The organism is Microcoleus sp. B4-C1, assembly GCF_036705285.1.
Taxonomy (GTDB): domain Bacteria; phylum Cyanobacteriota; class Cyanobacteriia; order Cyanobacteriales; family Microcoleaceae; genus Microcoleus.
Window position 1 is genome coordinate 1 of record NZ_JAUBUC010000046.1, and the last position, 13,625, is coordinate 13,625.

Annotated in this window: 17 protein-coding genes; 12 read left to right on the forward strand and 5 right to left on the reverse strand. The window is 45.3% G+C overall.

Annotated elements, in window-relative coordinates; all coding sequences use genetic code 11:
* The first annotated feature begins 1,065 nt into the window (after window positions 1–1,065).
* The 3 genes from QUB26_RS18505 (at window position 1,066) to QUB26_RS18515 (ending at window position 2,580) form a co-directional block, all read left to right on the forward strand.
* A complete protein-coding gene (locus QUB26_RS18505; RefSeq protein WP_333057446.1) occupies window positions 1,066–1,254 on the forward strand; it encodes a hypothetical protein in 189 nt (62 codons plus the stop codon).
* Window positions 1,255–1,588: 334 nt separating this feature from the next.
* Window positions 1,589–1,999: an AbrB family transcriptional regulator gene (locus tag QUB26_RS18510; RefSeq protein WP_015177612.1), complete on the forward strand. Its 411-nt coding sequence runs from the start codon at window positions 1,589–1,591 to the stop codon at window positions 1,997–1,999.
* 113 nt (window positions 2,000–2,112) lie between these two features.
* A complete protein-coding gene (locus QUB26_RS18515; RefSeq protein WP_006634375.1) occupies window positions 2,113–2,580 on the forward strand; it encodes a regulatory protein RecX in 468 nt (155 codons plus the stop codon).
* A gap of 101 nt (window positions 2,581–2,681) precedes the next feature.
* Here the strand turns inward: QUB26_RS18515 and QUB26_RS18520 are convergent, their stop codons facing one another.
* Both QUB26_RS18520 and QUB26_RS18525 read right to left on the reverse strand, forming a co-directional pair.
* Window positions 2,682–3,197 (reverse strand): DUF4385 domain-containing protein, encoded by a 516-nt coding sequence (locus QUB26_RS18520; protein WP_333319155.1) that lies wholly within the window; start codon window positions 3,195–3,197, stop codon window positions 2,682–2,684.
* Entirely contained in the window at window positions 3,194–3,619 is a 426-nt protein-coding gene (locus tag QUB26_RS18525) for a DoxX family protein (RefSeq protein ID WP_015177615.1), read from the reverse strand. The genes QUB26_RS18520 and QUB26_RS18525 overlap by 4 nt, the downstream gene beginning before the upstream one ends.
* Window positions 3,620–3,949: 330 nt before the next feature.
* On the opposite strand from QUB26_RS18525, the gene QUB26_RS18530 reads away from it, so the two are divergent.
* From QUB26_RS18530 to QUB26_RS18560, 7 genes are all read left to right on the forward strand, one after another.
* On the forward strand, window positions 3,950–4,114 hold the full coding sequence (locus QUB26_RS18530) for a hypothetical protein (protein ID WP_333246069.1): 165 nt from the start codon (window positions 3,950–3,952) through the stop codon (window positions 4,112–4,114).
* Window positions 4,115–4,665: 551 nt separating this feature from the next.
* Window positions 4,666–5,157 (forward strand): DUF4168 domain-containing protein, encoded by a 492-nt coding sequence (locus tag QUB26_RS18535; RefSeq protein WP_333302913.1) that lies wholly within the window; start codon window positions 4,666–4,668, stop codon window positions 5,155–5,157.
* Between the two features lie 431 nt (window positions 5,158–5,588).
* Window positions 5,589–6,026 carry an urease accessory protein UreE gene (ureE, locus tag QUB26_RS18540; protein ID WP_333246066.1) on the forward strand — a complete coding sequence of 146 codons (438 nt, stop codon included), beginning with the start codon at window positions 5,589–5,591 and terminating at the stop codon, window positions 6,024–6,026.
* Between the two features lie 269 nt (window positions 6,027–6,295).
* Window positions 6,296–7,009, forward strand: a complete 714-nt coding sequence (locus tag QUB26_RS18545) for an urease accessory protein UreF (protein WP_333246064.1) — start codon at window positions 6,296–6,298, stop codon at window positions 7,007–7,009.
* A 162-nt stretch (window positions 7,010–7,171) separates the two neighbouring features.
* Window positions 7,172–7,768, forward strand: coding sequence for an urease accessory protein UreG (gene ureG, locus QUB26_RS18550; RefSeq protein WP_333246062.1), 597 nt, complete (start codon window positions 7,172–7,174; stop codon window positions 7,766–7,768).
* Window positions 7,769–7,917: 149 nt separating this feature from the next.
* Window positions 7,918–8,367: a type II toxin-antitoxin system antitoxin SocA domain-containing protein gene (locus QUB26_RS18555; RefSeq protein ID WP_333057437.1), complete on the forward strand. Its 450-nt coding sequence runs from the start codon at window positions 7,918–7,920 to the stop codon at window positions 8,365–8,367.
* Window positions 8,351–8,764: a hypothetical protein gene (locus QUB26_RS18560; protein WP_333057436.1), complete on the forward strand. Its 414-nt coding sequence runs from the start codon at window positions 8,351–8,353 to the stop codon at window positions 8,762–8,764. The genes QUB26_RS18555 and QUB26_RS18560 overlap by 17 nt, the downstream gene beginning before the upstream one ends.
* A 38-nt stretch (window positions 8,765–8,802) precedes the next feature.
* Here the strand turns inward: QUB26_RS18560 and murG are convergent, their stop codons facing one another.
* A complete protein-coding gene (murG, locus tag QUB26_RS18565) occupies window positions 8,803–9,900 on the reverse strand; it encodes an undecaprenyldiphospho-muramoylpentapeptide beta-N-acetylglucosaminyltransferase (RefSeq protein ID WP_445299619.1) in 1,098 nt (365 codons plus the stop codon).
* Window positions 9,901–10,085: 185 nt separating this feature from the next.
* On the opposite strand from murG, the gene QUB26_RS18570 reads away from it, so the two are divergent.
* Complete coding sequence (locus tag QUB26_RS18570; RefSeq protein ID WP_333319156.1) at window positions 10,086–11,033, forward strand: nuclear transport factor 2 family protein; 948 nt, start codon at window positions 10,086–10,088, stop codon at window positions 11,031–11,033.
* Between the two features lie 222 nt (window positions 11,034–11,255).
* On the forward strand, window positions 11,256–12,044 hold the full coding sequence (locus tag QUB26_RS18575; protein WP_333319158.1) for an SDR family oxidoreductase: 789 nt from the start codon (window positions 11,256–11,258) through the stop codon (window positions 12,042–12,044).
* A 209-nt stretch (window positions 12,045–12,253) separates the two neighbouring features.
* Here QUB26_RS18575 and QUB26_RS18580 read toward each other — a convergent pair whose 3' ends face one another.
* Together QUB26_RS18580 and QUB26_RS18585 are read right to left on the reverse strand one after the other, a co-directional pair.
* The gene (locus QUB26_RS18580; protein ID WP_333319160.1) at window positions 12,254–12,472 is read right to left on the reverse strand and encodes a hypothetical protein; all 219 of its coding nucleotides are present in this window, start codon (window positions 12,470–12,472) and stop codon (window positions 12,254–12,256) included.
* A 751-nt stretch (window positions 12,473–13,223) separates the two neighbouring features.
* Window positions 13,224–13,625, reverse strand: a 402-nt coding sequence (locus QUB26_RS18585; RefSeq protein ID WP_333319162.1) for a hypothetical protein, incomplete at its 5' end; no start/stop codon positions are given.

The following is a 13,625-nucleotide window of genomic DNA, read 5'->3' on the forward strand; positions in this document are numbered from 1 at the left end:
ATCATTATTATTCAATTATATTTCTACATAAAGGGGTATTGACAAAATCTACTCCGTTCTAACTTGTTACCAATGGGTTTTTACCGAAAATAAGCAGCAGCCCAACTAAGCATCGAGGAAGAAACTGGGTTTCTCGTCGAGAAAGTAAGTCCGGGACTGCTTAATATAGAATGCGTCAGTCGATTTGAGATTTTAGACCTCGGCTTGAGTCCTGAGTCGAACGATTTGAGATTTTAAATTTACTCCACAGATAAATCTGGGAAATGGAACAAGAGTCTAAAATTTTGATCTCTCCACGACAGGAGTCGGTGGCTTGTATGCGTTTTTGAGCGGGCTGATTCGGCAGCACGAGCATTCCTCATTCGGCACAAGACAATAAAAGCCAGAGTTGCCACAATTAAGAACGTCCTCACCGTCAGCGCGCTTATTTAACAATAATTAATTATGGAAGCGGCTGTGAGTTTGACCTCCTCGCATCCAGGATACCCGCCACGTGATTCATGCCGAAAGCAGACTCAGGACCGGTGAAATAAAAAACCTGTATCCGATGAAACTTGCCGAACGTATTTATCCGTGGGGTCAAGGCTTAAATCTAAAATCTAAAATCTAAAATCTAAAATCGATTGACGCGCCCCTCCAGTTGGTGCATAAATTTTGAGAGTATGGCAGTTTACAGGCCACGACTCGAAACCAATACATTTCCATCGAAACTCCATGTCGGGAACCGCTGCTAATTTGTAGTGCATCAAACATTTAAGCTGTTGTGCATTAAACTCGGTCTTTTTCAATTCCCCTGTGGAAATAACCTCAAATTCTCTGGCTTGGGGCCGGAGGAGGAAGATTTTCGCCAGTTCCCCCTAGAAATCTACTGATTCGTGGCGAAGTGTTAAGAGTCGCGAAGCAATCTCGCCCGATCAAAACTATTCTCCTCTTAGTGGCTGCCCGATGTTTCTGCCGCCGCGCCCATGGAGTCGGGTTTTAGCTTAAACCCGTTCAACGAACCGGTGAAATTTCCTGCAATTTTTACCGGATTGCCTTCCCCAGACTGCGTTCTGTGCAAGTTATATGCCCAAAACCTTAATAGAAGATTGCTCGTTGGTATTTGGGGTTTTGAGGGGATTTCCAGCCGTAAAAATAGAATTTACAAGTAGCTGGCAGTGGCATCGAGAACAAGTGCTGCCTCGTCTTGTTGAGGTAAAAGTTAACCCCGCGCCGGTAAATGCTTTCGGCAGATTTGCAGTGGCCGCGTTCTAGGTATTTCCATTCATGGCTGTCTTATTTTGACCTTGACCGCAGACACAATCGGGGATTGGTGAATGCAGGGAACAGACTTTACTGTAAAAAAGTAAAGCATTTAATTTGCGACAATAATTCCCCGCGCGATCGCTCCAAGGCTTACACAAGGATTTGGGCCGCGAGGAGCAAATTGATCGCCCTTCGAGCATCCTTACTTGCACCCCCGGTCTTGAGGCCGCAGAAATTTCTCCAGAATCTTAATATTCAGAATTATTAGTATTGACAGTGAAACAAAGTTAATCTAATGTGTTGTAATTGATATAAGTAAAGTCCAATAAGCGAGGTACGGTCAATGGCAGAAACAGCTACAGCACCCTTAACAGGAAAAGGTCTGCTTCAAAAAATCAAAGGCAGTGATTTGCCACGCAGAGAACTTGCGAAGCTTTGCGGCTACTTCACAGTCAGCAAAAGTGGAGAAACCCGGATTAATCTGGCTGAGTTTTACGATGCAGTGTTAGCTGCTAAGGGCATTGAGCTAGAGAAGTCTAAAGCAGACGGACGCGGGCGAGAAGCGAGTTATCGAGCTAGCGTTCACAAGAATGGTTCGATCGTGATCGGGGCAAATTATACCCAAGAAATGGGATTAAAGCCGGGAGACGAGTTTGAAATTAAGCTCGGATACAAGCACATTCGCTTGATTCAGATCGATGTGGACAGACCGGATGTGGAATTGGATGATGAAGAGGAGGATACAGAAGAATAGAGGCGATTCGCTGCGGGATAGCTTCGCCGCGCGTGATGCAGTCAGCCGATAGCAAGGCGACTGGATTTGGCTTCGCTACACGAGTATTTGCGCGCCACCCTTCGATTTAACTGATGAGCTGTCTTGACTATTTCTATTTTCTCTTGTCTCGCAAAGACTACAGTGCCTCTGAACTTCGCAAAAAGGGGCAAGAGAAAGGTTTTGGCAATGAGGAAATATTGGAGGCGATCGCGCAAATTCAAGACCGCGGCTATCAGTCCGACACTCGCTTGGTGGCAAACTCGATCGCCTCTGCAGCAGGCAAATACGGAAAGTCTGCCATCAAGCGCAAGTGCCTGCAAAAAGGAATTACCAACGATTTGTTCGAGCAAGTCTGGGAAGAAGAAATTGCCGAAAATCAGGACTCCGAAGCAGAAAAACTGGCCGAATTAAAAGCCAAAGTCATGCGGAAATACAAGATCGATACTTGGGGTAAAGCAGATCCGAAAACCAAGGGCAAAGTCTTGAATTACCTGCAATACAGGGGCTTTAATGCCTTTGAAATTTGGCGACAGTGGCAAACAGAAGAAGATGACGAGTAAATAGTAGGGCCAAGCAAATAGATGCGGCCCAGATAGGCAAGCACAACTGCACTGCTGTCGACGGGGCTAAAGTGTAAGTCCTGAGTTTTTGTAAATATATGTCAATCCTCAGCGTTGACTAAATAAGATTCGTACATCTGCCGATGTCTGGCTAAAAGCTGGAGATATTTCTCATTGATTTTAGCCAGCATCCATTTCTCTTTAAAAATGGCGGCGGATTCGGCTTTCACCGGATCTGTTTCGAGCGGCAAAATATCTTTTCGAGCGGCGGTTTGCTCTGCAACAGACTTCAGCTTCTGAGGGTTTTGCTGGTATTTCCGACCGCTTTTGTGGTTGGCGTAGCGACGCGATCGAGTATACCCCATCTGCAAGAACTTGCGGGCCATGTCGGCTCCTACAAAATCTTCGCGATCGAGATACTCTAAAAACAAGGAGTAAATTTTGCTGCTGGACTCTCTGGCAATTTCAGGAGTCTTAAATCTCCAGAAAGGCAGAATTTCTCCTTTGTACGGTTCCACTAACAGCACTCCCTGTTCTCCTTTCCCTACACAATAAAGTTCCGGGTGCTGTCGAAAGTCGATGTTCTTAAAATCCAAAGAATAGTCGAACTGCTTCATCGGGCATTTTCTGTTCTATCTGGAACTATAGAAGCCCGGGGTTTACCTTCGTCTGGTTGGGTATAAACCCAGGCCCAAGCAATCAAGACGGCTTGAAAAGGCAGCCTGAACCAATACAGTAATTGGTTGTGGGGAATCCCTTCTATGGGAATGTTGTTGACGGCTTGATTGATATTAGCTGGAAACACGGCAATAAACAAGGCAATTAATCCCCACGCCGCCGCCCTGCTGACAGGAGGAACTAACAGCCCAATTCCGCCCAAAATCTCGAAAAAACCGCTGATATAAACCAATGCTTCCGGGTAAGGAAGCTGGGGCGGCACAATTCTGATAAAAGGTGCGGGTACTGCAAAGTGCAGCACGCCTACAATACTGATAGCTACTGCGAGAATAACTCGCCAAATTTCTTTTTGACTTTTCATGGCAATGGGTAATTAATAATTGTTAAATTGCTACGATAATGCTTGCACAAAATCGCTATCTGCGATCGAGATGACAAGCAAACTGAACCCCAAAAATTCCAGCTTTCCGGGTTTGTCTGCTTTTGCTGGTGGCTGTAACGATTTTATTTCGTAGAAAAACCAGGTTTCTGGCTAACTCCCAGACAAGTTTTCACAGCCCCAAACTTGAGGAAGCGAGAACTGGAATCCCACGCCTGCGCGTTGACTGCCAAAAACAGATAGCGCGCATTTTGATAACAAGATTTTAATGTCTAGTACCCTGTTGCTGTCTCTATCTTCGGGTAGTAAAACATGATTTTTGTTCCGGCTAGGGCGTCGTCAGCAGCCAAAGCAGTGGGGGATTTTGTCGATCGACAAATGCACCATCGCTTAACATTAGATAAATCATCGCCGCAATTGAGGAGTGCGATTGCTGCTAAATTTGACCCCCTCGCATCCAGGATACCCGCCACGTGATGAATCCGTCCAGAAATAAAAAACCTGTATCCGATAAAGGAGCCCCCGAATTTATCTCGCGCAAGTCAATGCTTCAATTCTAAAATCTAAAATCTAAAATCTAAAATCTAAAATCGATTGACCTAGCCTTCCAGACGCTTCCCTACCCTACCCTACGGGAACCCCTACGGGGAACGGGAACCCTGGCGGGAAGATAGCTTTGCTAGGGCGTACCTTGATTAGACTAATTAAGGCGAGTAATTTGTCAATAACTTTTAGAATTATTTAATATTTGCGCTTTGAGAATTATTGCCAGAGGGAATTCGGGAACGCTCTGTAATTAAAATTACTATCTCAAGTTTGAATTTCGTCAACTTCCCACAGATGCTAGAATGAATCAAATTATCTAATTTGCTAAAAAGTCGATCGTCGTAGCAACTTCCAAAGCATCCTGCTGGAATTCAAAATAGTCACTCCTAGGCAGGAACTTTTTAGCCACCACATTATTCAAAAAGATTGAGCCTCCAAGCGCTGTGTCATTTTTATCTACACGTAAGCAATCACCGACGACCATGAACACCTCACTAAACACCTCTAAATTTGGCATAAACCGGATGCTGCGACAATCGCTGTTTGCAGGCATCATTTCTGCAGCAGCTTTAGCTAGCGGATGGGCGCCCGGTTTGTATGGACAATCCCCAAACTTCGTTTTCGGATCAGCAGCCCAAGCTCAAGAAATTAGCAGCGAAGAAATTACTAGCTACGCTCGTGCTGTGTTGGCAATAGAACCCAGACGGGTGGAAGCTTATAACGAAATTAAAGGAATGGCTGGGGGCTCGGTTCCCAGAGTAGTGTGCAACGAAACTCAGCAAATTAATAGGTTGTCTGGAGGTGTTCGCGGCATCGCGGTGAATTACTGCCAACAAGCTAAAAAAGTTATCGAAACCAATGGTTTGACAGTTAGTCGCTTCAACCAGCTTACTTTGCTCCAGCAAGCGAATCCGGCAGTCAAACAGCGAATTCAAGCCGAACTGCTGCGACTGCAACAAGCGGGCAATCAATAAGCTTGAGGGTTTGAGTCTTTCTTCCTCTCCCGTTCTATTAGACTTCTCCATAAAAGCTTGTTAAGGGCAGGCAGGATGCCTAAGCGCTACCTCCCCCCAACAATATATTGGAGATTTAAATTGTTCGAGTTACTAGACGATATGCAAAATTTTTTGAAAAAAGGGCGATCGTCTGTGATAAAATGCTTGACAAGATGACAAAAATGTGGTATGAAGACAAGAACGGGAGCGGTTCAGAGAGATGAATATTTTTCAACTGGCTGTAAATCGCAATGAGATATAGCGATCGCCAAGACGATTAAAACGTTTTTAATTCCTGAAACATGAGCTGAAAATGGCAATTTCGGTCTTCCTTATTCCTTCGGCTATAAAAAAGATATTCCTCAAAAACTCGATGTAAAGTGAAGGGTTCTGAGGAATAGAATAGAAAAATGCTAACATTCACAAAACATTTACCAGCAAATCCCGATGCTGTTGTCAGCTTTACTTTACCAATGACAGCGGACGATCGCACTCGCAGCCGCCACCGATTCGAGACAGAAACGGGGGAAAGGCTGCACCTGAGTTTGCCCAGAGGTACAGTATTGCGCGATCGAGATTTATTGCAGTCGGAAGACGGTAGCTGTTTGGTACTGGTAAGTGCAAAACCCGAACTCGTGCTGACAGCGCGGGCCTCAAGCCCGCTGCTACTGATGCGGGCGGCTTATCATTTAGGAAACCGCCACGTAGCTTTAGAAATTGCCGATAATTATTTAAGACTTTCCCCCGACTCTGTGTTGCAGGGAATGCTGGAAAAAATGGGTTTGGAAGTAACAGAGGAAATTGTGCCGTTTCAGCCGGAAATGGGCGCTTACGGGCACAGCCATTAGATTTTAGATTTTAGATTTTAGATTTTAGATTTACTCCCACCGATAAATCCGAGGGCTTATGACTAAATTGCTTTCGGCTATTGAAGAAGCAAGAAGTCAACCGTCAACAGTCATTCGATTTTAGATTTTAGATTTTAGATTTTAGATTTTGGATTGACCCCACGGATAAATTCGGGGGCTTGAGGATTTTCGATTTTCGATTTTCGATTGATTCCCCGGATAAATCCGGGGGCTTGTACCATCAACAAATTCTTGGTCAACAGTCAACAGTGAACAATCAACTTTTATCTTTGTTGCAGCTAGCTTTTGCACCTGTGGGAGCTTATAGTTATTCTGAGGGAATCGAAAGTCTGGTAGAAACCGGTGCGATCGACAGCGAGATTACTTTGAGGAATTGGTTAGAAAATTCGCTGCAATTCGGGGCTGTGCGAGTAGAAGCCGCTGTGGTGGTAAGGGCTTTGAGGGCGGCACAGATGGGGGATTTGACGGCTTTGAATTACTGGAATGCTTGGGCGACGGCTGCTAAGGAAACAGAAGAGTTGCGCTTGCAAAGTTGGCAAATGGGGCGGACTTTGGTGAGGTTGCTGCTGGATTTGCGTGAAGCGAAGCTATCCCGCAGGGAATCGCCCGTTGCTTCTGGGTTAACAACAAGTGTAAAAGATTTGGTGGAATTTGGCGGCAATCCGTGCAATTTTGCGATCGGCTTTGGCATTGCCGCGGCAACCTGGCAGATTGAAGAGGAAGCCGCCGTGTTAGGATATTTGTACAGTTGGGCTGCTAATTTGGCGAGTGCGGGCGTGAAACTGATTCCCCTCGGTCAAACAGCCGGTCAACAGTTACTGTTAGATTTGCAGTCTCAAATTAGCTGTACGGCGCAAGAAGTTTTACAATTAGAAGATGATGAGCTTGGCAGTTGCAGTTGGGGATTAGGACTCGCTAGCATGGCGCACGAAACTCAGTACACTCGGTTGTTTAGGAGTTGAAAATCAGACAATCCAAAATCTAATTAGTAAGGTGCGTCAGAACCCCAAAGCCTCGATAATCGTTCCATAACTCCGTCTGACGCACCCTACAACTACAACTCGGTTATTTCGCAGTTAAAAATCAGACAATCTAAAATCTAAAATCTAAAATCTAAAATCGCTATGGGTGCTTTTCGTGTAGGAATTGCTGGGCCAGTTGGTTCGGGGAAAACTGCTTTACTGGATGCTTTGTGCAAGTCGCTGCGGCAGCAGTACCAGATTGCGGTTGTTACTAATGATATCTATACTCAGGAAGATGCCCAGTTTTTGGTTCGGAGTCAAGCTTTAGAGAGCGATCGAATTTTGGGCGTAGAAACGGGAGGCTGTCCCCACACAGCCATCCGCGAAGATGCTTCCATTAACTTAGTAGCGATAGAAGAGTTAGAACACAAATTCACTGATTTAGATTTAGTGTTTGTCGAAAGCGGCGGCGATAACTTGGCGGCAACTTTTAGCCCGGAGTTAGTAGATTTAACAATTTACGTGATCGATGTCGCTGCGGGCGATAAAATTCCGCGCAAAGGCGGGCCTGGAATTACTAAATCAGATTTGTTAGTAATTAATAAAATAGACCTCGCACCTTATGTAGGAGCAGATTTAGGCGTGATGGAACGGGACGCGAAAAAAATGCGGGGGGAGAAACCTTTTGTTTTTACTAACTTGAAGACAAAGGAAGGATTAGAATCGGTAGTTAATTTTGTTAAATTGAATATGGCATAGATTGAGAAAATATAGTATAATGTAAATAAAGTGACACGGCTCGCAATTCCCCGTGAAAACGTCTCCAGACAAATATAGTCTGCTTGAGTCGCGGGAGTGTCAAAAAAATCTCGTTCTAGTTTTGCCGTTTAATGACTACCAAGTAAGTTATGCTGAGTTGTTATGATGCAGCCGAATACTTTTTGGCTCAGGCAAGTGAAGATGCTGGCGATCTGATATCTAATCTCAAGCTTCAGAAATTGGTTTACTATGCTCAAGGCTTTCATTTAGCTTTGTACGATGAACCGCTATTTCTTGAAGCCATAGAAGCATGGACTCACGGGCCCGTTGTTCCTGATTTGTACCGTCACTATAAAAAGTATGGTACTGGTGCAATTCCACGTCCTGAATATATAGACTTTTCGATTTACGAAGAAAAAACTAAGAGCCTGCTTGATGAAGTTTACTCTGTGTTTGGGCAGTTTGCTGCATGGAAGTTAAGGAACATGACACACGAAGAATATCCCTGGAAACTTGCTGCTCAAAATAGCGGAAAAATTACTCATCAATCCCTGAAAAAATACTTCAAGACTCAACTCAATTGTGAAGAAGCATCTTAAGGCAAATCAACGCCAAGAAAAAGGGAAAAGGATTTCACCTAGAGAAATTGTTGATTTACCGCCAGAGCAGGAGTCACCTCTATTTTCTTTGCGATACATGAATAAAGATTACTCTCTTTCTCAATGCACAAAAGATGAAAAGGCTGCTTTTGCAGATACGCTCTACAAATTAAATCAGCTTACCTGGAGTGAGATTAATGCTTGTCCCCGTCACGGATTGGGCTACGAGAAGATAGCCCGAAGTTCCATTAGAGCACCTATTCCCAGCCATCTTAAGGATGATGTAAATTTTATTGCTTTTCGGTTTTGCGGGAAGGCTCCAATGGTTGGTTATCGGGATGGGGCTGTGTTTTATGTTATTTGGTTGGACAGGGGTTTTACGCTTTACCCTCATTAAAAAGAACTCGTTAAATTAGTGGCGGTGTCCAATTTTCGCTACCTCACCACCAATTCCCTCACCAAATTAGCCAAACGTTCTGTACTGTCTGTCACCGCTAATTGAGCAGCAGCTTGAGACATTTTTTCCAAATATTCGGAATCTCTTAACAAATACAACACTTTGCTTTGCAACACATCTGCTGTCAGTTCGCTTTGACGGAATACCACGGCGGCGCCGACTTTAGCAAATACTTCCGCATTAAATCTTTGGTGATCGTCAGCCGCGTGAGGAAAAGGAATTAAAATAGAAGGTACTCCCGTCACTGCTAATTCTGTCAGAGCACTCGCGCCCGATCGACTAATTGCTAAATTTGCTCGCTGCAACAAGCTCGCCACATTGTCGTAAAATGGCATTGACAAATATTGCTCGTGTTTCAAACTCTCGGCATCCGGGTCATTATTTCCGGTGAGGTGAACCACCCAAGCGCCGGCATCAAACCAAGCCGGAGCACACTCGCGCACTAACTTATTGACTGCGACAGCACCTTGAGAGCCACCCATGACTAAAATAACAGGTACGCTGTCAGGAATTGGCAAATTTAGAGGTTGGCGGGCGAGGAATTGCGATCGCACCGGCGTACCAGCAACCACCGTTTTGGCGCGGGGTAAATGCTGGGCTGCTGCTTCAAATCCGATCGCCACAGCAGTGCACAAAGGACTAAACCAGCGCGTCACCTTCCCCGGAATGGCATTAGATTCGTGGAGAATCACCGGCAAACCCAAAGAGCGAGCCGCTAGAATTGCCGGTGCTGCGATGTAACCGCCGGTAGTAAAGACTCCCTGAAAATTTCCCGCTTTGAGCAACTTCCGCACATGAAGGATCGAGCCGACGAGTCCGCCCAAAATTCGCACAGTACCTAGTCCAAATCGCTGCTGAAAGCCTTCAACGGCGATCGTGTGGAGGGGGTAAAGGGATGAAACTAACTCGGTTTCCATGCGGTCTGGGACTCCTAGCCATTCGATCTGACAGTCGTTCAACTGACTAGCGGTGGCGATCGCAGGAAATAAATGTCCACCAGTGCCGCTAGCTGCAACCAACAACCGGAGGGGGGCTTTTGTCAAGGTTTTTGTTTCTTTTACAAGTACAAGTTCCACAGGTCAATCGATTTTATATTTGAGGTTTTAGATTATTATGCTTATTATTCCGGCAGTTTCAGCCAATTTTCAATCAGCAATCTAAAATTAGATTGTGCCGTGTCCGTCCTTCCGTTGTCAGTTTTCGTTGCAGGCAAACAGTTGCCCGCGCCACGACTCCTGACAAATAACCAAATTATCACCTAATGCGTAATTTTTTGAATTTAGTGCCAAGTGCATCTCAGTATTTTTCCAGCCGTCGGGACGAAAAAGCCGCTCCTCTTCGTTGGCGTAGCCCCCGTAGGGGCGGGCTGCGCCAACGGGCGATCGTTTTTGGCTGTAACTGCGGGCAGTCGATCGCTCAAATGTTGTTATGTTTAACAGTGGTAAGTGCTGGCGTGCTGCATCAAGGTGCCGCAAGAGCGATCGGTGCGATCGGGGCGACTCCCCAAACGATCGCCCAAACCCCTGAAAATGCGCCCGCCCCACTCACAAAACTGCTAACAGAAATTGACGCAGCGGCCAACCGGCGCGATGTGAAAGCAGTCATGGCATTTTACAGCCCGAATTTCACTCATTCTGATGGCTTAAACACCCAAAGTATGGCAAAAGCCCTCACCCAACTCTGGGAGAGATATCCGAGTTTAAATTATCGCACCGATATCAAATCTTGGAAAACCGAAGGTAGCGCGATTCTTGCGGAAACCATAACTACAATTGCCGGCACTCAAAAAAAGGATGGCCGAGAATTAACTCTCAAAGCTACCATCCGTTCCCAGCAGCGCTTTGAAGGTGAAAAAATAGTTAATCAAGAGATTTTAGCCGAACAAACTCAGCTTAGTTCGGGCCAAAATCCTCCCACAATTCAAGTGAATTTGCCGGAGCAAGTTAAGGTGGGCCAAGAGTACCATTTTGATGCCATTGTTCGAGAGCCGATCGGCGATGATATTTTAATAGGGAGTGTTTTGGAGGAACCCATTACCGAAAAAACCTTTTTTAATCCCTCAGAAGTCGAGCTAGAGTTGCTAAATACCGGGGGAATTTTTAAAGTAGGTAAAGCTCCGGCTACGCCCGAAAATCGGTGGGTTTCAGCAGTTTTGATGCGACAAGGCGGAATTGCAACAGTTAGTGTGCGATTGCGGGTTGTCAAGTAATAAAATAGGTGTTATGGGTTATTTGGGTAATTTCTGTAGTGGCGGTTTAAGTAAAATCTCTAATACCAATGAGAGAACCAGCTAAACCTGCCTCTACAATAATTATGGTTAATTGACCAGACTTAATCTTATACCCACTAAAAACTACGTTTTTTCCTCTTCTTTCCTCTCTCTGCGCCCTCTGCGCCCTCTGCGGTTAATACATCTTCCTTATTATTAAAAATGATTTCTATCCAAAACCAAATTGTTTTCATTACAGGTGCGAGTAGCGGTATCGGAGCAGCCTGTGCCAAGATATTCGCCAAAGGTGGAGCCAAACTAATTTTAGCAGCCCGCCGTCTTGAAAAGCTCGCTCTACTAGCAAACGAACTTGTAGAAACAAAATCGATCGCGTCGGCGAACGAGATTTATTTGCTAGAATTGGACGTGCGCGATCGCCCGCAAGTTGAATCGGCGATAGCGGCGCTTCCCGATGCCTGGAAAAACATCGATATTCTGATTAACAATGCCGGATTGAGCCGCGGTTTAGACAAACTGCACGAAGGCAACTTTCAAGATTGGGAAGAAATGATTGATACCAATGTTAAAGGCTTGCTGTACATGACTCGCGCGATCGTGCCGGGAATGGTAAGCCGAGGACGCGGCCACGTAGTGAATATCGGGTCAATAGCAGGCCGCCAAGCTTATCCGAAAGGCAATGTTTATTGCGCTTCCAAAGCAGCAGTGAGAGCTATTTCTGAAGGGTTAAAACAAGACCTTTTGGGAACAGCAGTGCGGGTGACGGAAATAGAGCCTGGTTTGGTGGAAACAGAATTTAGTAATGTCCGGTTTCACGGCGATACAGAAAAAGCCAAAAATGTCTATCAAGGATTGACACCGCTGACTGCGGACGATGTAGCCGATGTCGTGTATTTTTGCGCGACGCGATCGCCCCACGTCAATATTAGCGAAGTCTTGCTAGTTCCGACAGACCAAGCTAGTGCAACTCTGGTTCACCGAAAAGAGTTGTGAGTTTTTAGTAATAAGTGTCCGGATTGGGCTCGAATTCTCAGGAAGCTTAATTGGTAGATGCACCCTGATTAATTAACTCCCGACCAATTTTGGCCGGGTTTTTTTTTCGATCGCACGCCCTCGCCACAAATTATCGCAAATTCTGCCAAAGTGTCCTGAAAGAGGTGCTGTGAGGCCGGAGACTAAATTAGTAGATGCACCCTGATTAATTAACTCCCGACCAATTTTGGCCGGGTTTTTTTTTCGATCGCACGCCCTCGCCACAAATTATCGCAAATTCTGCCAAAGTGTCCTGAAAGAGGTGCTGTGAGGCCGGAGACTAAATTAGTAGATGCACCCTGATTAATTAACTCCCGACCAATTTTGGTTTGGGGTTTTTTTTTGAGCGATCGCCCGCCCTCGCCAAAAATTATCGCAAATTCTGCCAAAGTGTCCTGAAAGAGGTGCTGTGAGACGGGAGATTAAATTAGTAGATGCACCCTGATTAATTAACTCCCGACCAATTTTGGTTCGGGGTTTTTTTTTGAGCGATCGCCCTCGCCAAAAATTCTCCTAAATTCTGCCAAAGTGTCCTGAAAGAGGTGCTGTGAGACGGGAGACTAAATTAGTAGATGCACCCTGATTAAATAACTCCCGACCAATTTTGGTTTGGGGTTTTTTTTGCGGTATTGACGGTGATGCTGAATAAAGTTTGAGGTTGTCCGGATTGCGCTGGAATTCTCAGGAAGCTTAATTGGTAGATGCACCCTGATTAATTAACTCCCCGCCAATTTTGGTTTGGGGTTTTTTTTTGCGGTATCGACGGTGATGCTGAATAAAGTTTGAGGTTGTCCGGATTGCGCTGGAATTCTCAGGAAGCTTAATTGGTAGATGCACCCTGATTAATTAACTCCCCGCCAATTTTGGTTTGGGGTTTTTTTTTGGCGATCGCACCCCAAACCACGAATTTCCCCAAATTTTCCCAAAATGTCCCGAACAGGTGCACCTCGAACCGGAGACTAAATTAGTAGATGCACCCTGATTAATTAACTCCCGACCAATTTTGGCCGGGTTTTTTTTGTCGTAAGCTGCTACGCATCTAAATTGAGTACAGAGACGGGCAAGATGCCCGTCCCACAATAATTGTAGAAAAATTGACTGTCAAATTAGATGCACAGCAGCTTATTACAGCCAAAATCGCTAATTATCAAAAATTTTCTCAAACTGTCCCGAACAGGTGCACCTCGAACCGGAGACTAAATTAGTAGATGCACCCTGATTAATTAACTCCCGACCAATTTTGGCCGGGTTTTTTTTGGGCGATCGCACCCCAAACCACAAATTTCCCCAAATTTTCCCAAACTGTCCCGAACAGGTGCACCTCGAACCGGAGACTAAATTAGTAGATGCACCCTGATTAATTAACTCCCGACCAATTTTGGCCGGGTTTTTTTTTGCCGATCGCAAGCTGAGCCACAAATTTCCGCAAAGTCTACCAAAGTGTCCTGAAAGAGGGGGTGTAAAGCCGGAGACTAAATTAGTAGATGCACCCTGATTAATTAACTCCCGACCAATTTTGGCCGGGTTTTTTTTTGCCGATCG